13 protein-coding genes are annotated in these 19227 nt (G+C 74.2%); 7 read left to right on the top strand and 6 right to left on the bottom strand.

Going from position 1 to position 19227, the window contains the following annotated elements; translation table 11 throughout:
- Window positions 1-163 precede the first annotated feature (163 nt).
- On the bottom strand, window positions 164-1675 hold the full coding sequence (locus tag HCK04_RS03640; protein WP_142645436.1) for a glycerol-3-phosphate dehydrogenase/oxidase: 1512 nt from the start codon (window positions 1673-1675) through the stop codon (window positions 164-166).
- 57 nt (window positions 1676-1732) lie between these two features.
- Between HCK04_RS03640 and HCK04_RS03635 the strand changes: the two genes are divergently transcribed.
- From HCK04_RS03635 to HCK04_RS03625, 3 genes are all read left to right on the top strand, one after another.
- A complete protein-coding gene (locus tag HCK04_RS03635; protein ID WP_240970908.1) occupies window positions 1733-3334 on the top strand; it encodes an FAD-binding oxidoreductase in 1602 nt (533 codons plus the stop codon).
- 19 nt (window positions 3335-3353) lie between these two features.
- Window positions 3354-4853 carry a metallophosphoesterase gene (locus HCK04_RS03630; protein ID WP_142645435.1) on the top strand — a complete coding sequence of 500 codons (1500 nt, stop codon included), beginning with the start codon at window positions 3354-3356 and terminating at the stop codon, window positions 4851-4853.
- A gap of 232 nt (window positions 4854-5085) precedes the next feature.
- Window positions 5086-6711, top strand: a complete 1626-nt coding sequence (locus tag HCK04_RS03625; RefSeq protein WP_142645434.1) for a bifunctional 3'-5' exonuclease/DNA polymerase — start codon at window positions 5086-5088, stop codon at window positions 6709-6711.
- A 25-nt stretch (window positions 6712-6736) separates the two neighbouring features.
- Here the strand turns inward: HCK04_RS03625 and HCK04_RS03620 are convergent, their stop codons facing one another.
- Window positions 6737-8806 (bottom strand): serine/threonine protein kinase, encoded by a 2070-nt coding sequence (locus HCK04_RS03620; protein ID WP_168065616.1) that lies wholly within the window; start codon window positions 8804-8806, stop codon window positions 6737-6739.
- Between the two features lie 100 nt (window positions 8807-8906).
- Here HCK04_RS03620 and HCK04_RS03615 point away from each other — a divergent pair, with 100 nt between their 5' ends.
- The gene (locus HCK04_RS03615; RefSeq protein ID WP_168065614.1) at window positions 8907-9044 is read left to right on the top strand and encodes a hypothetical protein; all 138 of its coding nucleotides are present in this window, start codon (window positions 8907-8909) and stop codon (window positions 9042-9044) included.
- 375 nt (window positions 9045-9419) lie between these two features.
- Here the strand turns inward: HCK04_RS03615 and HCK04_RS40910 are convergent, their stop codons facing one another.
- From HCK04_RS40910 to HCK04_RS03595, 4 genes are all read right to left on the bottom strand, one after another.
- Complete coding sequence (locus HCK04_RS40910) at window positions 9420-11558, bottom strand: serine/threonine protein kinase (RefSeq protein WP_260617081.1); 2139 nt, start codon at window positions 11556-11558, stop codon at window positions 9420-9422.
- Window positions 11559-11731: 173 nt separating this feature from the next.
- Window positions 11732-13117, bottom strand: coding sequence for a DUF1116 domain-containing protein (locus HCK04_RS03605; RefSeq protein WP_142645432.1), 1386 nt, complete (start codon window positions 13115-13117; stop codon window positions 11732-11734).
- 34 nt (window positions 13118-13151) lie between these two features.
- Entirely contained in the window at window positions 13152-14573 is a 1422-nt protein-coding gene (locus HCK04_RS03600) for an FdrA family protein (RefSeq protein WP_142645431.1), read from the bottom strand.
- Window positions 14570-15475: a DUF2877 domain-containing protein gene (locus HCK04_RS03595; protein ID WP_260617079.1), complete on the bottom strand. Its 906-nt coding sequence runs from the start codon at window positions 15473-15475 to the stop codon at window positions 14570-14572. The genes HCK04_RS03600 and HCK04_RS03595 overlap by 4 nt, the downstream gene beginning before the upstream one ends.
- Window positions 15476-15870: 395 nt before the next feature.
- On the opposite strand from HCK04_RS03595, the gene HCK04_RS03590 reads away from it, so the two are divergent.
- The 3 genes from HCK04_RS03590 to HCK04_RS03580 all read left to right on the top strand — a co-directional run bounded on the left by HCK04_RS03590 (window position 15871) and on the right by HCK04_RS03580 (window position 19212).
- Window positions 15871-17448 carry a PucR family transcriptional regulator gene (locus HCK04_RS03590; protein WP_142645557.1) on the top strand — a complete coding sequence of 526 codons (1578 nt, stop codon included), beginning with the start codon at window positions 15871-15873 and terminating at the stop codon, window positions 17446-17448.
- A 9-nt stretch (window positions 17449-17457) separates the two neighbouring features.
- Window positions 17458-17685, top strand: coding sequence for an RNA-binding S4 domain-containing protein (locus HCK04_RS03585; protein WP_167538717.1), 228 nt, complete (start codon window positions 17458-17460; stop codon window positions 17683-17685).
- Window positions 17686-17829: 144 nt separating this feature from the next.
- Complete coding sequence (locus tag HCK04_RS03580) at window positions 17830-19212, top strand: solute carrier family 23 protein (RefSeq protein ID WP_142645430.1); 1383 nt, start codon at window positions 17830-17832, stop codon at window positions 19210-19212.
- Window positions 19213-19227 lie beyond the last annotated feature (15 nt).

Raw genomic sequence — 19227 nt, 5'->3', positions numbered from 1 at the left:
CTCGTCCCCGAGCGCGTGCGGGTGGCGCTCGGAACGGGCCCGGGGGCTTCGGCGGGGCGAGGGCCGGGTGGCGTTCAGGGCGGTCGGGGGCTTCGGCGGGGCGAGGGCCGGGTGGCGTTCAGGGCGGCCGGGGGCTTCGGCGGGGCGAGGGCCGGGGAGGCACTCAGGAGTAGGCCAGGGCGGCCTCGGCGGCGGGGAGGGCCGCCGCACGGTCCTCGGCCACCAGGCCGATCCTGGTCCGCCGGTCGAGCAGGTCGGCGGCGTCCAGGGCGCCCTCGTGGCGCACCGCCCACACCAGCTCGGCCCGGGTGATCCCCAGCGCCACCGGCTCGGCCAGGTCCGGGTCCTCGCGCATCAGGTCGCGCACCGCCCAGGCCTCCGAGCCGTACCTGCGGGCCAGCCGGTCGGGGGTGCCCGGCCGCACCGGTCCGGCGCCGACGAGGGGCAGCCGCGCCGTACGGCTCGCGCGGGCGTGGGGGCAGGCCGCGTCGACCGCGTCCTCGGCCATTCGCCGGTAGGTGGTGAGCTTTCCGCCCACGACCGTCACGACGCCGTCCGGCGAGCGCAGCACGGCGTGGCGGCGGGACAGGTCGGCGGTGCTTGCGCCCGCAGGGCCGCCGGGCGTGTCCGCCGTGTCGACCAGGGGCCGCAGCCCGGCGAAGGCGCCGGCGACGTCCGAGCGCCGCAGAGGGCGGTCCAGCGCCGTTCCGACGACGTCGAGCAGGAACTTGATGTCGCTCTCGGGCGCCTCGGGGACGTCCGGGATCGGGCCGTCGAGCGGCTCGTCGGTCAGCCCGGCGTAGATCCGCCCGTCGGCCTGGGGGAGCACCAGCGCGAAACGGGCGCGCTCGCCGGGGATCGGCACGTGCAGCCCCACGCGCAGCTCGCCGAGGGCCCCCGGGCGCAGCACAAGATGCGTGCCCCGCGAGGGGCGCAGCGCCACCGACGGCGTCAGTTCTCCGGCCCACACGCCGGTCGCGTTGATCACCGCGCGGGCCCGGATGTCGAACTCCTCGCCGGTCAGCTCGTCGCGCACCCGGGCGCCGTCCCCGGAGAGCGCCAGCGCCCGGCAGCGGGTGAGGATCCGCGCGCCGTGGGCGGCGGCCGTACGCGCCAGTGCGACGACCAGCCGGGCGTCGTCCACGACCCGGCCGTCCCACGACAGCAGCGCCCCGCGCAGGCCCTCCGCCCGCAGGTGCGGGGCGAGCGTGAGCGTCCGCCGGGCGGCGAGCCGGGTGGGGCCGGGCAGCAGGTGCCGCGGCGTGCGCGCGGCGGCCCGCAGCGCGTCGCCCATGCGGTAGCCGGCCATCAGGGTCGCGGCCTGGCCCCGGGAGACGGCCGGCGTCAGCGGCAGCAGGTAGGGGTGGGCGGAGACCAGATGGGGCGCGGTGAAGCGCAGCAGGGCGTCGCGCTCCACCGCGCTCTCCCACGCCACGCCGACCTGCCCGCTCGCCAGATAGCGCAGCCCGCCGTGAATCAGCTTGGAGCTCCACCGGGACGTGCCGAACGCCAGGTCGTGGGCGTCCACGGCGGCCACCGACAGGCCCCGCGAGGCGGCGTCGAGCGCGGCTCCGGCGCCCGTCGCCCCCAGGCCGACCACGAGGACGTCGACGACGTCCGTACGTGCCTCGTCGAGATCCCACCGGCGCCTGGCCGCATTCAGTGAGGAGTTCATGTCCCCTCCACTACTCGCGCATTACTCTTTAGTAACCTACCTGGAGGCGCGACGGCTATGGAAACCCCTCTCACTGCGGCGGAACCCATGCTCTGGTCGGGCTGGGGTGATCCCGCCAAGGCCGCCGAGCTGCCCGCGCCGGTGCGCGACCTGCTCGCGGGACTCCTCGGCGTCCGGGCGCCCGCCACGCCGCCGGCGACGTTCGGCGAGGTGCGGCTGCCGCCGGTCGTGCTGCCGCCGCCCGTCCTGGCCGCGCTGGCCGCGATCGTCGGCGACGAGCACGTGCGGGCCGACGACGACGCCCGAATCCGCCACACCCGGGGCAAGTCCACCCCCGACCTGCTGCTCATGCGCGCGGGTGACGCCTCGGACGCGCCCGACGCCGTCGTGCTCCCCGGCTCGCACGACGAGGTGGCCGCCGTGCTCCGCCTGTGCGCGGAGCATCGGGTGGCCGTGGTGCCGTTCGGCGGGGGCACCTCGGTGGTCGGCGGCCTCGTCGCGGTCCGGCGGGGCTTCGCCGGCGTGGTCGCGCTCGACCTCGCCAGGCTCAACCGGCTCGTCTCCGTCGACCCCGTGTCCATGATCGCCGAGCTGGAGCCGGGCCTGCGCGCGCCGCAGGCCGAGCAGCTCCTCGCCGCGCACGGGCTGACGCTCGGGCACTTCCCCCAGTCGTACGAGTACGCGACGCTGGGCGGCTTCGCGGCGGCCAGGTCCAGCGGGCAGGCCTCGGCCGGATACGGCAGGTTCGACGACATGGTCGCCGGCATGACCGTGGCGACGCCCCGGGGCACCCTGGAGATCGGCCGCGCGCCCCGATCGGCCGCCGGGCCCGACCTGCGCCAGGTGTTCCTGGGCTCCGAAGGCGCCTTCGGAGTGATCACCGCGCTGCGGCTGCGCGTCCGCCGCGCCCCGGCCGTCAGGGCGTACGAGGGCTGGCGGTTCGAGAGCTTCACGGCGGGCACGGCCGCCATGCGGCGGCTCGCGCAGCAGGAGGGACCGCCGCCCACCGTGCTGAGGCTGTCGGACGAGACCGAGACCCTGGTCGGGCTGGCCAAGCCCACCGACCTCGGCGCTTCCGGGCGCGACTCCGGCTGCCTGCTGGTGGCGGGCTTCGAGGGCTCCCCGGGCGACGTGGCCCACCGGCGGGAGCGGGCCGCCGCCGTGCTGGTCGAGGCGGGCGGCGTGCACCTCGGGCCCGAGCCGGGGGAGAAGTGGGCGCAGGGCCGGTTCTCCGCCCCCTACCTGCGCGACTCCCTGCTGGCTGCGGGGGCGACGGTGGAGACGCTGGAGACCGCCTGCTTCTGGTCCAACCTGCCGCGCCTGTACGACGCCGTACGGCTGGCCCTGCTCGGCGGGCTCGGGTCGCCGCTGGTGATGTGCCACATCTCCCACGTCTACGCCACGGGGGCCTCGCTGTACTTCACCGTGGTGACCGCCCAGACCGGCGACCCGCTCGGGCAGTGGGCGGCGGCCAAGCGCGCGGCGAACGAGGCGATCGTGCAGGCGGGCGGCACGATCTCGCACCACCACGGCGTCGGCCGCGACCACCGGGAGGCGTACGCCGCGGAGATCGGCGACCTGGGCGCCGAGATCCTGCGGGGGATCAAGGAACGGCTCGACCCCGCCGGGATCCTCAACCCGGGTGTGCTGATCCCATGAAATTGCCAAGATTGTTCCCATGGTCGATATGGGCGCGGCCGCCGCGCGGGGGAAGCAGGTCTCGTCACGGGTGTCGCAGGCCGGAGCGGGCTGGGACTGCGCGCAGATCGGCACGTTCGACGCGCTGCGCCCCACCCGGAACTCCTTCAGCTGGCTGAACCCCGCGACGCTGTGGCGCTCCCGCAACGAGGTCCTCGCCCAGCTGTTCGGCGACCCCTCGCCGCGGGTGCGCCGCCGCTGGGTGGCGGCCCAGCGCGACCGCGGCGTGGACGAGGACTTCCGCGTCCGGCTCGACCTGGGGGAGGAGTTCTCGTTCCTGGTGCTCGGCGACACCGGCGAGGGCGACGCCTCGCAGTACGCGGTGGTGCCCGGGCTGCTCAAGCTCGGCGCGGACACCGCGTTCGCCGTCATCGCCAGCGACGTGATCTATCCGACCGGCTCGGGCAACGAGTATGGCGACAAGTTCTTCCGGCCCTACAAGGACTATCCGGCCCCGATCTTCGCCGTGCCCGGCAACCACGACTGGTATGACGGGCTCGGCGGCTTCATGCGCGTGTTCTGCGACGCCCACCCTGTGTCCGCCGAGGGCCGGGGATTCCGGTTATCGCCCGGCGGCCTGCGCGGGCTCCTGTGGCGGAAGCCGGAGACGATCGACGAGGACGCCCTCGCCGAGGCCAGGAAGATGCGGCCCAACCCGGGCCCGGCGCTGCCCGGGCCGTACTGGGTGATCGACACCGGCCGCCTGCTGCTCGTCGGCATCGACACCGGCATCAAGGGCACACTCGACCGGGAGCAGGGCGAGTGGCTGCGCCGGGTCTCCGCCGACCCCCGGCCCAAGATCCTGATCACCGGCAAGCCGATCTACGTCAACAACGCCTACCACCCGTGCGAGATCGAGGGCGGCGGCACGGTGGACGACGTGGTCCGGGATCCGGCGCACAACTATGTGGCGGCCATCGGCGGCGACGTGCACAACTACCAGCGCTACCCGGTCCGTGTGGACGGGCGGCTCATCCAGTACGTGGTCTCCGGGGGCGGCGGGGCGTTCATGCACGCCACCCACACGATCCCCCGAGTGGACGCGGGCGGCGTGCACGAGGACGACTTCAAGTGCTATCCCCTGCGCGGCGACTCGCTGTCCTTCTACAGCCTGCTCTACAGCAAGCGGCTGCGCCTGCCCAGGCTGTACATCACGCCGGAGGAGGGCCTGGCCCTGATGTCCCGGCGGATCGGCAACACCCCGCCCAGGCCCACGCCGGGAGCGCCGATCGGCGCGCGGGTGAAGTGGGCGGCCCGGCTGCTCGGCGGCTGGCCCATGCCGTTCCGCCTGCCGGTGGGGCGGATCTTCCATCGGTACATCTCCGAGCTGTCCGACTGGGACACCCCGCCCTTCTTCAAGAGCTTCCTCCACCTGTCGGTCGTCGGGGACACGATCCGGCTGCGCTGCTTCGCCGCGACGGGCTGCCTGCAGCAGGAGGAGGAGCCGCCGTTGGAGGACGAGGTCGAGATCCCCATCTGACCGGCCGGGCGCGACAGGGCGGACGCCGGTCGCCGAACGGCTGGAGGAACGCCGCCCGGGGCGCGCTTGGCGGGCTCGGTCGGGGAACGTCGGCTGGGGGACGGCGCCTGGGTAAGGCCGATGGGGATGGGCTGGGGAGTGCCTGGCGGGCTCGGTCGGGGAAACGTCGGTTGGGCATTGGCCGGGGAACACCGGCTGGGGAAATGTCGGCGGCGCCTGGCACGCTGGTGGGGTGCACGTTGTGGTGGCGGCCGACGCCGAGGGGGGCGGCACTCTGAAGCCCCTCGGCGGGCCGGCGAGCCGGGTCCCCGATCTCGCGGCGGCCGTACGCTCGCTGGAGGCCGCCGAGCGGCCCCGCTGGGTATGGGCCGACGCCCACCGCGTCTACCCGGCGCTCCTGGCCGCCGGGGTACGGCTGTCGCGCTGCCACGACATTGCGTTGACCGAGAACCTGCTGCTGGCGGCCGACGGGCGCTACGGGGAGCCCAGAGGGGTCCAGGCGGCCTACGCGCGCCTGCACGGTCTCCCGGTGCCCGACGACCCGCACGAGGCGTCTGACGCGCATCAGGGAGGCGGGACGCAGGCGAGCCTGTTCGACCCGGCGCCGCCGCGGCACGGCGTGCCCGAGGCCGACATGGTCGCCGAGGTCTTCGAGGACCAGCGCCGCCGTGTCGCGCGTACGCCCGATCCCGGGCGGTTCCGCCTGCTCGCCGCCGCCGAGTCGGCCGGTGCGCTCATCGCCGCGGAGATGGGCCACGACGGCATGCCGTGGCGCGAGGACGTCCACGACGCGCTGCTGACCGACCTGCTCGGGCCCCGCCCCGCCCACGGCATGCGGCCCGCGAAGCTCCAGGCCCTGGCCGACGAGGTGGCGGCCGCCTTCGGCCACGTGGTCAACCCCGACTCCCCGCAGCAGATCGTCAGGGCGTTCAAGACCATGGGGATCGAGATCCCGTCCACCCGCTCCCACGTGCTGAAGACGGTCGACCATCCGGCCGTCGCGCCGCTGCTCGCGTACAAGGAACTGACTCGTCTCTACAGCGCCCACGGCTGGACCTGGGCCGCGCAGTGGGTCAGCGGCGACCGCTTCCGGCCCGAATACGTCGTCGGCGGGGTGGTGAGCGGCCGGTGGGCCACCAGCGGCGGCGGCGCGCTGCAGATCCCCAAGGTCATGCGCAAGGTCGTGGTCGCCGACGACGGCTGGACGCTCGTGGTCGCCGACGCCGCGCAGCTCGAACCCCGGGTGCTGGCCGCGCTGTCCGGCGATCTCGGGCTCGCGCGGGCGGCCGGGGAGATCGACCTGTACGCCGCGCTGGCCCAGGCGTTCGGCGGGGTGCGCGAGTCGGCCAAGATCGCCATGCTGTCCGCGATGTACGGCGGCACCAGCGGCGACGCCTCCAAGCTGCTGGCCGTGATGCGGCAGCGGTTCCCGAAGGCGTACGCGTTCGTGGAGGACGCGGCCCGCGCGGGGGAGGAGGGGCGGCTGGTCCGGTCGTGGCTGGGCCGCACCTGCCCGCCTCCGTCGGACCGGTGGCGGCGGCTGGTGGCCGGTCCCGAGGGGGCGAGGGCGGCCAGGGACCGGGGGAGGTTCACCCGCAACTTCGTCGTGCAGGCGACGGCGGCCGAGTGGGCGCTGACGCTCCTCGCCGTGCTGCGCGGGCTGCTGCCGGACCCGGCGCGGCTGGTGTTCTTCCAGCACGACGAGGTGATGGTGCACTGCCCGCTCGACGTGGCGGGCGAGGTGCGGGAGGCCGTCGGCCGCGCGGCCGACGAGGCGACCCGGCTGCTGTTCGGCGAGACCATGGTCCGCTTCCCGATGGAGGCGGTGGCCGTCACCTGCTACGCCGACGCCAAGTGACGGGCGGAGGCCGGACGGCTCCGGCTCAGGAGGCCGGACGTCGCTTCCTGGTGATGAGAGCGACCACCAGCAGGGTCGGAGCTCCGAAGACGGCGAGGAGCACCAGGAGCGCCACGGCGGCGGCGGAGATGCCCCGGGTGCCGGGGGAGGGCGCGGCTCCGACGCCGAACACGGTGTCGTCGCCGGAGCACGTCACCGTGTAGCTGCCCGCCTTCGGCGGGCGGATCTCGTAGAGCAGCCGCCACTTGGTGTCGCTCGTGGTGAACGGCCGGTAGCTCGCCGCCGGGCGGACGAGCCTGACGTTGCGCCCGCTGCCGTTCTCGACCCGGCAGCGCGGATCGGGCGACGCGTCGGAGACATAGATCGCCGGCTTCAGCGTGGGATTCAGCGTGACGGTCAACGCCGAACCGTCGGAGGAGATCCTCCTCGGCGTGGCGGAGATGCCCATGCCGACCTCGCACACGGCGGCGACGGCCACGAGGAGCACGCAGAGGACCAGCCAGGCACGCGTGGTCCGCCGCAACCAGGCGGGGTATCGCCTCGGCCGCCGTGGTCCCGGCGCGGGAGGCACCTGCGGCGCGTACGGCTGCGCCGGGCGGCGCGCCGAGTAGGGAGCGGCTCCCGCCGGGTGGGGGACGGGTCCCGCGGGGTGGGGAGTGGCTCCCGCGGGGTAGGGGGCCGGGCGCGAATACGGAGGGCCCGGTGCCGGAAAGGCCGCCTGCGGACCGGGCGCGTTCACCGGCGGAGCCGACCCGCCGCCCGCGCGGGGACCTCCGGGCGGGCCGGCCATGTGCGGATGCGGCGTCCCCGGCACCCCAGGCGTTTCCGGCGCCCCAGGCGTTTCCGGGCCCCTCGGCGTCCCCGGGCCGGGCATCCCTCGGCGAGGTCCGTCGAGCATCCCTGGGCCGTACGCTGCCGCGCCGGGTCCGTCGAGCATCCCTGGGCCGTTGATCACCACGCGGGGTGCTGCCGCGCCGGGTCCGCCGGGCGTTCCTGGGCCGGGGGCGACCGCGCCATGCGCCGCCGCGCGGGGTTCGTCCGGTGTTCGTGGGCCGTGCGCCATCGGGCCGGGTCCTGGGCCGTACGCTGCCGCGCCGGGTCCGGCGGGCGTCGCTGGTCCGGGTGCTGCCGCGCCGGGTCCGTCGAACAGCGGCGAGCGCGGCGTCTCCGAGGACGTGGTCAAGGTGCGGGTCGGGGCGACGGCCGGGGCGACGCGCGTACGCACCGCCTGCGCCACGTCCGGGGGGAGCCACCGGCCCTGCTGAATGGGCGAGGCGAAGTCACGGCCGCTGCCGGCGAGCTCGTTCAGCACGGCCGACACGGTCGGCCGCTCCTCGGGTTCCTTGGCCAGGCACCGCGCGACCAGAGGCCGGACCGCGGGCGGCAGCCCATCGAGGGCGGGCTCTTCGTGCACGATCCGATACCACAGCCCCTGCCAGGACCCCTGCCCGAACGGTCCGCTGCCCGTCGCGGCGAACGCGAGCACCAGCCCCAGGCAGAACACGTCGCTCGCCGGTCCGACCCGGGTGCCCTTGAGCTGCTCCGGGGACATGAACCCGGGGGATCCCATGGTGATGCCGGTCTTCGTCAGCGAGCCGCCCTCGGCGGCCAGGGAGATGCCGAAGTCGATGACCCGGGGGCCGTCGTCGGCCAGCAGCACGTTCGACGGCTTGAGGTCGCGGTGGACGACCCCGGCCGCGTGGATCGACTCCAGGGCCTCGGCCAGCCCCGCGGCCAGGGCCAGAACGGACTCCTCCGGCCAGGGCCCGTGCTCGTCCACGGCGTCTTCCAACGACAGTCCGGGCACGTACGCGGTGGCCAGCCATGGCGGCGACCCCTGTGGGTCGGCGTCGACCACGCCGGCCGTGAAGAAGCCGTTGACCTTGCGGGCCGTGGCGATCTCGCGGTCGAACCTGCGGCGGAAGTCCGCGTCGCCGGCCAGCTCGGGCCGCACGACCTTCACCGCGACGGCCCGCCCGCTCCGCGAGCGCCCGAAATACACGCGGCCCATCCCGCCCTCACCCAGGCGTGCCTCGATGCGGAATGGCCCCACCTGCTGCGGATCGTCTTCCCGCAGCGTTTCGAAGGTCCGCACCGGCACTCCTTCGGATCCGGGATCATGCGTCATCGATCAGGCCATTCTCGCCAAAAGCGCGGGAACGTGTGGCAGGGCGACGCCGCACTGCCCGCTCGACGTGGCGAGCGAGGTCCGCGAGGCCGCCGGTCACGCGGCCGGCGAGGTGACCCGGCCGCTGTTCCCCGAGACTACGGTCCGCTTCCTGAGGAGGCGGTGGCCGTCACCCGCCGTCACCCGCTACGCCGACGCTGAGTGACAAGGGGAACCGCACCGACATAGTCACCGCAGGACCCGCGCGGGCGGCCGTGACCTGCACCATCTGCACCATGGAGGCCGGACGCCCCCGGCGCAGCAGGCGGGGCGTCGCGGCCGGGACCCCGAGGCCGCGAAGAGGGTGGGCAGATGCCCCCGAGGCGGTGAGGAAGGCAGTCGGCGCGCGCGGCCGACGCCTCCAAAGCGGGGAGGAGCACCGGGAGCGCCACGGCGGCGCGTCGCCGACACCGCCGTGGTCCCCGCATCACGTGCCGGCGCCAGGCCCTGGCACAGGCCCCCCACCGAAGTTCCAGCAGGTCTCGGCGCCAAGGGTCCGACAGCAGATCCGGCGTCGGACCCTTGGCGCCGGGTTCCGGCGTCAGGCGGGGCGGAAGGTGCTCCAGAGGGCCTTCCGTACGGGCGCGGCCGACTCGTTCCAGTCGAAGTCGGGCGAGGCGAACATGATCGCGTAGGCGCGGTCGCCCGCCTCCAGATAGCGGATGACCGCGTGGACGGTGACCTCGCTGTTGTTGGTGTAGGTGTACTCCCAGTCGGCCGCCGGGTAGCGGTAGTCCCCCACCTTGCGAAGCTGGACCTGCGTGTAGTCGGTGAAGCCCTTGATGTCCAGGTTCTGCTCGGCGGACTGCAGCGCCGCCAGGCTGCCGTCGGGGATCCTCTTGATCGTGATGCTCTGCCCGCTGTCCTTCGGGCCCGTGAGCCTGACGACGCCGTCGTCGACCGTGGTGCTCCAATCCTCCGGCACCGCGAGCGACACCCCGCCCTCGGTCACCAGGTGGTAGCCCTCGGGCACGCGTACGGCCGACAGGGGGCGCGCGGTCGGCGTGTTGGAGTCGGGGGGCGCGAGGGTGTGGCCGGACCTGCCGTCCTGCTGGGAGACCACGGCCTCGTCCGGGCCGCTCGGCAGCAGCACGAACACGATCCCGGCGATCACCGCGACCACGGCCACGGCGGCGACGACGAGCAGCAGCTTCGACCGGCCCTCGCCCTGGGCGACCTCGTCGGCCTGTTCCTTGCGCCTGCGCCCCGCCCGGGGGTTGTGCGGACCCGTGGCGTCCTCGATCGGCCCGAAGTCACCGTGAGACGTGGCACCGGGCGACGAGAGACCGGGCGACGAGAGACCGGGCGACGAGACGCTCTGTGGTCCGGTGGCCTGCTGCGGCGCCGCGTGCGGTCCCGTCTGGTGGGGTGCCGCGTGCGGCCCGGTCCGGTGCTGCGGCCGCGGCGCACCGCCCAGGTCGCCGGGCATGTCGCCCGGCGCGGGCGTCGGCCACATGGCCTCCTTCGGCCGCTCCGGCGCGTGTGTCGAGCCCGAGGGGGACGCCAGCGGGTCGAAGCCCGTGTCGAAAGCGGGGGGCTGCCCGAAGGCGTTCACGGGCCCGAATGCGCCCGGCGGCTCGTACGCGGGGCCGTCCGGCCGTGGCTCCCCTGCGTGGGGCTCGGCCGGACGGGGTGCGGCGCCGGGCGGGACGGCCGCGCCCCCGGGGAGGCTCTCCGCCGTGAGCGGCACGCGGACCGGGCCCGAGGGGGTCTCGATGATGCGCGAGGGCAGCGGCCCCGAGGGGATGTCGAGCGGCGGCAGCAGCCCGGCGGGGGTGGAGTCCTGCGGGGTCGGCACCGACGTCGGCGTGCCCGCCCGGCCCGGCAGCCCGGCGCCGTGGCTGTGCAGCACCCGCTCCAGCATCTCCGCGACCTGCGCGGCCGGAAGGCGGTCGGCCGGGTTCTTGCGCAGCAGGCCCTCGATGACCGGCAGCAGCGCGCCCGCCCGGCGCGGCCGGTTGGGCTCCTGCGTCAGCACCGCGCCGAGCACGGCGACCGCGTCCGGCCCCTCGTAGGGCGGGCGACCCTCCACGGCGGCGTACAGCGTCGCGCCGAAGGACCACAGGTCGGCGGCGTGGGTGATCGGGCGGCCCTGCAGGCGCTCCGGCGGGATGTAGGCGGGCGAGCCCATGAGCAGCCCGGTCTGGGTGATCGTGACGTCGCCCTCGATGGCGGCGATGCCGAAGTCGGTGAGCACCACGCGGTCGGCGGTGAGCAGCACGTTGCCGGGCTTCACGTCCCGGTGGAGGATGCCGGCCGCGTGGGCGTGCCGCAGCGCGTCGAGCACCCGGATGCCGATCTCGGCGGCCTGCACGACCGGCAGCGGCCCGCTCTGCCGTACGGCCTGCTCCAGGGACCAGGCGCGGACGAGCTCCATCACGATCCAGGGACGCCCGTCCTCCTCGACGACGTCGTGGACGGTGACGATGCCGGGATGGCTGAGCCGGGCGGCCGAGCGCGCCTCGCGCAGCATGCGGCGGTGGGCGGCCTGCGCGCCGGCGTTGTCGAGCCCGAACGGCAGGAGCAGCTCCTTGACCGCGACGTCCCGGTCGAGCAGCACGTCATGGGCGTGCCACACCATCCCCATGCCGCCGCGGCCCACCGGGGACAGCAGCCGATAGCGCCGGCCGACGAGACGTCCCTGCCCTTCGGGGGCGCCTCCCGCGGGGACGCGACCCACAGGTCCGTGACCCTCTGGCATAGGGGGGACCATACCGAGCAGGCGATCTGTCGTCATAGATTAGGTCCCCAATTCACGCTCGTTCCGCAAGATCTTCCGAACGGACCGTGCGAATTGCATCGGATATCTGAGGTTGACGACGATATTACGGTCTGATGACGGTCGTTGGGAATTCACACACCGCACAGCGCGTCGAGCGCGGCCGTGAACGCCTCGGCCGGCGGGCTGACCAGACCCGCGCCGACCTGCCCCGTTCCGGCGATCCTGCCCGCGATGCCGGTGTTCACGACGGGCAGCAGGCCGGTCCTGGCCACGAGCGCGACGTCGATGCCCACGGGCGTGCCGCGGAAGCCCAGCCCCGGGATCTGGTACGCCGGGTGCTCGGCCAGGGTGATCTCGTACATCGACGTCGTGGCCGCCACGGCGTCGGACACCTCGCCGCCGACGAAGCGGACGATCGCCGGGGCCGCCGCCATCGCGAAGCCGCCCAGGCCGGTCGTCTCGGTGATGGTGGAGTCGCCGATGTCGGGGTTGGCGTCGTCCGGGCCGTACCCGCCGAGGTAGAGGCCGTCGGGCACGCCGGCGGGGCCGGTGAACCACCGGTCGCCCAGCCCCGACACCTGTATTCCGAAATCGGTGCCATTGCGGGCCATCGCCACGACCAGGCTCGATCCGGGCACGTCGCGCGCCGCGTCGGCGCTGACTTTCGCCGCCGCCATTCCGGCGTTCAGGAAGAAATGATCATTGCCATTGATGAATCGCAGCACCTCGGCCGCGTGGTCCGGGGCCGCCTCCACGATCGCGGGCGCGATCTCGCGCACCAGCAGGGACGTCGCGGCGCGGTTGCGGTTGTGCAGCTCGTCGCCCATCTGGAGCGCCTGCGCGATGAGCGTGCGCAGGTCGAGAGGGCCGCACCGCTCCAGCGCCGCCGCGAGCACCGGCCCGAGGACCTCGCCCATCCAGCGCAGCCGGTCGATCACCTCGGGCCCGTACGCGCCGTAGCGCAGGACCTTGCCCAGCCCCTCGTTGAGCGAGCAGTAGGCCGTGCCACCGTGCTCGGCGTCGGCGACCTCCAGCATCCACATGGACGGGCTGACCAGCCCCGCCATCGGGCCGACCGTGCGGTGGTGGTGGCAGGAGTCGAGGGTGATCCCCGCGCCCGAGGCCAGGCGTTCCTCCGCCTCCTCGGGGGTGGCCGCCAGGCCCTCGAACAGCATCGCCCCGACGAGCGCCCCCCGCATCGGGCCGGAGGCGCGCTCCCAGGTGATCGGCGGACCGGCGTGGAAGAACTCCCCGGCCGCCAGGCCGAGGACCTCACGCGCCGGGCGTACGCCGGTCAGCATGGGCCGTGCCGACAGCATCCTGCCGACGGCGGTCGCGTTGGCGCTCTCACGCCGGGGATCGGCCAGCACCCGCGCGAGGGCCGCCGAGGTGCCCGGCAGCGGAGGCCGCCAGTCGACCTCCCGGCGCGGCACGGCCTGCCGGTCCAGCGCCTCGCCCAGCACCTGCGCGCCGACGGTGATGACGCGCGGCTCGCCGTACAGCATGGAGAGGGTCATCGGGCTCCGATCCGGGTCGGCGCGGACACGCCCGTCACCCGCCCGCGAGGAGACGGGCGTGCCGGGCGGCCGCGGCATTGGAGGTGAAGACCGCCGCCCCGGCCTCGTTCAGCCGGGCGGCCTGGGCGCGCAGCCCCTGCGGGTCGCCGTCGGTGCCGACGACGGCCACGACCACGTCCACGCCCCTGGCGACCGCGTCGCAGATCGCGGGCGCGAGCCAGGCGGCCGGGTCGGGGTCGGCGCCGTGCCCGAGCACGACGTCCATCAGCACGACGCCGGAGGCGACGCCGCGCAGCGCCTCAAGGCGCAGCGCCGGGTCGATCATGGGATGGGCGCGGCCCCGGGTGTAGGCGTCGTCGCCGAAGTCGGTGAACTCGCCGGTGCCCGCCACGAGGGCCGCCTCCGCGCACAGCGTGCCGCCGGCGTAGAGCCCCCGCAGTGCCCGGCGGTCCGCCGCGCCGCCGCGTGACGCCGCCTGCCGCTCGGCGCCGCTCGTCCCGGCGGTCGCGTCCGCCTGGCGTACGGGTGCGGGCCAGGAAGGCCACTCGGGCACGTCGTGGCCGAGGGCACGCAGCACCTTCTCGGCGGCGGTGGTCAGGTCGTCCTGCCCCGGCCCGAGCAGCGCGGCGACGACCGGCGTCGCCAGGTCGAGGTCGCGTACGGCACGGGCCACCTCGGGGGCGGGGGGCTTGGAGACCAGCACGATCAGCTCGGTCGCAGGGTCGTCGTCGAGGGCGCGCAGCGCCTGCATCGCCGAACGCCCGCCCACCTCGGCGGACAGGTCCCTGCCGCCCACGCCGAGCACGTGGGAGACGCCGACGCCGGCGAGGTCGAGCAGGCTCGTCACCTGCTGGGCGCCGGTCCCCGAGGCGGCCACGACGCCGACGTTCCCGGGGCGCAGGACGTTGGCGAAGCCGAGGCCGGCCCCGCCCACGACCGCGGTGCCGCAGTCGGGGCCCATCACCAGCACGCCCCTGGCCCGCGCCCGGTCCTTGAGCAGGATCTCCTGCTCCACGGGCACGTTGTCACTGAAGATCATCACCGAGAGCCCGGCCTCCACGGCGTCGAGCGCCTCGGCGAAGGCGTGCTCGCCCGGCACGCTCACCAGCACCAGGCTCGCCTCGAAGGCACGCGCCGCCGACCGCGTGGTGCGCGGCGGCGCCTCGCCTCGCGGCGTGCCGCCCGGCTGCTCCCGCGCGGCGAGCTGCCGCTCCAGCTCGGCGGAGGCGTCCTCCAGCTCCGCCGGCGAACCGGCCCGGACCGCCACCAGCAGGTCGCCGGGCGTCGCGGGCGGCACCGCGAAACCGAGATCGCGGGCCAGGCCCACGTTGAGCTCGGTCGCCATCGCGACGACGGCGACGGACACTCCGGGCCGTTCGGTGAGCGCCCGGCTCACCCGCATCAGCGTCACGGAGTCGCGGTAGACCCCCGGACGCACCTCGACCAGGTCGTTCAACGGCCCTCCCGATGAGCGAGGACGGCGGACAGGCCGATCTGCACTCCCCACGCCAGGTCGGCTCCCGAGGTGTGGCCGAGGCGGAGCAGGCGGTGCACGGCGGGTTCGAGCGGCTGGCGCCCGGCCACGGCGCGCAGCACCCCGACGACCTCCGGGCTCGCCTCGCCCCTCGCGGCGCAGTGCAGCAGCGTGGCCGAGATGGACGTGGTCCTCGTGCGCGCGTCGTAGGTGACCGCGGCGGCGAGCCAGTCGGCCAGCCACACCGCGCGCGGCACGCCCGCCGCCGCGCCGAGGTGCCGCAGCGCGACCAGCAGCCCGGCGAGCATGTCGTCTCCGCTCGGCGTCAGCCCCGGGCCGAGGCCGATCAGCCGTTCGGCCGCGGTGATGCTCTCCACGAGCGAACCGGCCCGGCAGCCGTGGTCGAGCAGCGCCGGGGCGCCGTCCGGGTCCAGTCCCGGCCGCCGGGGCGAGGCGGCGCGGGTGCGGGCGAGCAGGCCGAGGGCGGGCGCGAGCCGTACGGGATCGGCGGGGCCGAGCGGGGGAGCGGGGTCCCACCAGCGGCGCACGCAGATCGACACGCCGCCGACCTCGACGGAGCCCTCGCCGACCCAGGCGTCGTCGCCCGCCGACACCCCGTCGAGGCGTTCGGGGAGCAGCACGGCGTTGGGCAGGCGGGTGGCCTCGCCCGTCACCACGGCGATCACGTGCGGTTCTGACTCGCTCCTGATCTCCAGGTAGAGCGCGAGGGGGAAGACCGCGAGCACTCTGGCCGGGCGGCGGGGCGCCTCAAGCGCGGGCCGCACGGCGACGCTCGCGGCGCCGCTCATGAAGGTGGGGGCCGCCGGGGGGCGGGACGCGGGCGTCGTCGCCCGCCGCCCTCTCGGGCGCGTGCCAACACTCACCGGACCTCCCGAAGCAGTCGTTGCCGACGCTAAGCCTCGCTCTCCCCCCTCCGTACGGAGAAAGATGCCAACAGTCGGCCGAATGCTTGGCTCTTCCTGCCAGGACCGCCGTCGTGCACAATCGCCCTGAGAGGTCCGCAACCCGTGATCGCGAGTGAACCCGACGCAGCGAGCGGAGTGGTCCGTGAGGTACGAGCGGCCCGCGTAGCGAGCGAGGAGGGGTGAGCGAGCCATAAGCACGAGTGAACCCGACGCAGCGAGCGGAGTGGTCCGTGAGGTACGAGCGGCCCGCGTAGCGAGCGAGGAGGGGTGAGCGACCCATGGTCACAGAACGTGCGACCCCGTTGACGGCACTTGCGGAGACGGCATTGCAGAACGACCCGGCCCCGCCCGCCATGCGCCTGGCGAGCACGGGGACGATCCTCCACGGCGTGTCGGTGGGCGAGGTGCTCGGGGTCTCGACGCTGGCGGACGCCCGCCTGATCGCCGGGCGGGGCGGCCTCGGCCGCATCGTGCAGCGCCTCAACGTGATGGAGGTGCCCGACATCCTCGCCTGGGTGAAGCCGCACGAGCTGCTGCTCACCACGGGCTACCCGCTGCGCAACACGCCGCAGTCGCTCGACCGGCTCGTGGCCGACCTGGACGAGCGCGGCCTGGCCGCGCTGGCGATCAAGCTGGGCCGTTACCTGGACGAGCTGCCGGGGGAGATGGTCGAGCAGGCCGACCGGCTGGGCTTCCCGCTGATCCTGCTGCCCAACGACGTGGGTTTCGACGACATCCTCAACCAGGTGCTCACCGACATCCTCAACCGCCAGGCGGCGATCCTCGCCCGTACGGAGGAGGCGCATCGGGCGCTCGTGCAGATCGTGCTGGCCGGGGGCGGGATGCGGGAGGTCACGGCGGAGGTGGCCGGGCTGCTGCAGGTGGCGGTGGGGGCGACCGACGCCGCTGGGCATCTCCTCGCGGCCGCGGGCGATTCGGCGCAGGTGGCGCGGCTGCGGGAGATCAACGCGGCGCTCGCGCGGACGCCGTCGGCCCCGCCCCCGGGCGGCGATGGTCACTACGCGGCGGTGCCCGTCGTCGCGGGCGGCCATCACCACGGGAGGATCGCGGCCTACAGCGCCAACGGCACGCTGACCCCCAGCGACATCAACATCCTGGAGCGCGCCGCGACCGTCGCCGCGCTGGTGATCACCAAGCAGGAGGCGGTCACCGCCGTCGAGAGCAAATATCGCGCCGACTTCCTGCGCGACGTCCTCACGGGCAGGGGCGGGCTGCGGGTGGCCGAGCGCGCCCAGGCGTTCGGCTGGGACCTGGAGCGCCCGGTGAGCGTGCTGGTCGCCGAGATCGACCCGGACGCCGAGGAGCGCCCGGTGCAGGACCGCATGCTGGCGGCGTGGCAGGCGGCGGTGCGCAAGCACGACCCGCGCGGCGCGGTCGCCGGCTTCTCCCACGAGGTGGTGGCGATCGTCGGGGCGGCGGCCGACCCGGCGAAGGTGGCCAGGGACGCGCTCGCCGCCGTCTCCGAGGGCACCTTCTCGACCGGCCTCAGCCGGGTCGCCTCCGGCGTGGACTCCCTGCCCGGCGCGTACGGCCAGGCGCTGAAGGCCGCCAGGGTGGGCCGGCAGCTCCACGGGGCCGGCGCGGTCGCCCACTTCGACGAGCTGGGGGTCTACCGGCTGCTGTCGCTGGTGAACGACACCGACGAGCTGCACGCCTTCGTCCGCGAGACCCTCGGCCCGCTGGCCGGGGACGACGACGCGGAGAACGCCGACCTGCGGCGCACCCTGCAGGCGCTGCTGGAGACGAACCTGAACGTCGCGGAGACCGCGCGCCGCCTGCACTTCCACTACAACACCCTGCGCTACCGGATCGGGAAGCTGGAGCGCATGCTGGGCAACTTCACCGAAGACGCCCATCTGCGGCTCAACCTCACCCTGGCCCTGCACGTGCTGCGCATGAGGGGCATCTAGGCTGGCGGCGTGAACGACGCGAAGGCCCCAGCGATCACCTTCGAGCTGGACGGCGACTACATCCCGCTCTGCGATCTCCTCAAGTTCTGCCAGATCACCGACAGCGGCGGCGCGGCCAAGCACCTCGTCGCGGAGGGCCGGGTGCGCGTCGACGGGCGCGTGGAGCTGCGTAAGGCCTGCAAAATCCGGGCGGGCCAGGTCGTCACCGGCGAGGGATACACGATCCGCGTGGTGTGACGCCCGGGAGCTCACCGGTTTGGCAGATCATGCCCATGTCTGTCGCGCATACCAGTCCTACAGTGCCCCAAACGGTGAACGCCGCGGAGGGACGCCTGCGGGGTGGCCGACCGGCCCACGGCCCGGTGAGCAAGAGGGGCGTATATGGCTTTCAGATGGACGGTGCACGGCAACGGGAAAGGGCTGGCTCCCGGGGAGGTCGTCAAGCCCGATGAGAGGCTGAGCTGGCCGCGCATGGTCGGCATCGGCGCCCAGCACGTGATCGCCATGTTCGGCGCGACCTTCGTCTTCCCCCTCGTGATGGGGCTGGACCCGAACACGGCCGTGATGATGTCGGGTGTCGCGACGATCCTGTTCCTGCTCTTCACCCAGGGGCGGATCCCCAGCTACCTGGGCACGTCGGCGTCGTTCGTCGGCGGCGTGGTGGCGGTGCGGGCGGCGTTCGGCGGCGACACCCCGGGGGCCGACCAGGTGGTGACCGGCGCGATCCTCGTCGCCGGCCTGGTGCTCGCCCTGTGCGGCGTGGCGATCCACGTGCTCGGCGTGCAGATCATCCACCGGATCTTCCCGCCGGTCGTGACCGGCGCCGTGGTCATGCTGATCGGCTTCGGCCTGGCGTACGTCGTGGCCGACGTCTACTGGCCGCAGGACCCGTGGATCGCGCTGATCACGATGGTCGCGACCTTCGTGTTCATCGTGCTGTTCCGCGGCTTCCTCGGCCGGATCGGCGTGCTGCTCGGGCTGGTCTTCGGGTTCGTCGTGTCGTGGCTCGCCGACAAGGTCTTCGGGAACATCACCGCCTACAACGCGGGCACCGGGAAGATCGACACCCATCCCCGGGTGAGCTTCCAGGCCGTCGCCGACGCCGACTGGATCGGGCTGCCGCACTTCCACGCGCCGTCGTTCCAGGCGTCGGCCGTGCTGGTCGTGCTGCCCGCCGTGATCGCCCTGATCGCGGAGAACGTCGGCCACGTCAAGGCCGTGGGCCAGATGACCGGCGCGGACGTCGACCCCCAGATGGGCAAGGCGATCATCGCCGACGGCGTCGGCACCGCGGTCGCGACCGCCGTCGGCGGCTCGCCCACCACGACGTACGCCGAGAACATCGGCGTCATGGCGGCCACCCGGGTCTACTCGACGGCCGCCTACTACATCGCCGCGATCATCGCGATCCTGTTCGGCCTGTGCCCCAAGTTCGGCGCGCTGGTCGCCGCCACGCCCGGCGGCGTGCTCGGCGGCGTCACGGTCATCCTGTACGGCATGATCGGATTGCTCGGCGCGAAGATCTGGGTGGAGAACCGCGTGGACTTCGCCGATCCGGTCAACATGGTGCCGATCGGTGCGGGCATCATCCTCGCGATCGGGCCGGTCACCCACCAGATCACCGGCGACTTCTCGCTCGCCGGGATCGCGCTCGGCACGATCGTGGTGCTCGCCGGCTATCACCTGCTCCGCGCCATCGCGAGCAGACGAGCGAAGGAGGTCACGGGTGGGGAGATCGGGCTCGAACGCGACCCGGCGGTCTGAGCGGCCCGCGCCGCG

Source organism: Microbispora sp. CL1-1 (genome assembly GCF_012034195.1).
GTDB lineage: Bacteria > Actinomycetota > Actinomycetes > Streptosporangiales > Streptosporangiaceae > Microbispora.
This window is presented reverse-complemented; position numbering and strand designations above follow the sequence as displayed.

What these genes read in the sequence shown, in the direction of transcription:
- HCK04_RS03630 (WP_142645435.1), top strand. Translation starts at nt 3,354, where the DNA reads ATGGTCGATATGGGCGCGGCCGCCGCGCGGGGGAAGCAGGTCTCGTCA.
- HCK04_RS03605 (WP_142645432.1), bottom strand. Translation starts at nt 13,117, where the DNA reads ATGACCCTCTCCATGCTGTACGGCGAGCCGCGCGTCATCACCGTCGGC.
- HCK04_RS03640 (WP_142645436.1), bottom strand. Translation starts at nt 1,675, where the DNA reads ATGAACTCCTCACTGAATGCGGCCAGGCGCCGGTGGGATCTCGACGAG.
- HCK04_RS03590 (WP_142645557.1), top strand. Translation starts at nt 15,871, where the DNA reads ATGCGCCTGGCGAGCACGGGGACGATCCTCCACGGCGTGTCGGTGGGC.
- HCK04_RS03635 (WP_240970908.1), top strand. Translation starts at nt 1,733, where the DNA reads ATGGAAACCCCTCTCACTGCGGCGGAACCCATGCTCTGGTCGGGCTGG.
- HCK04_RS03580 (WP_142645430.1), top strand. Translation starts at nt 17,830, where the DNA reads ATGGCTTTCAGATGGACGGTGCACGGCAACGGGAAAGGGCTGGCTCCC.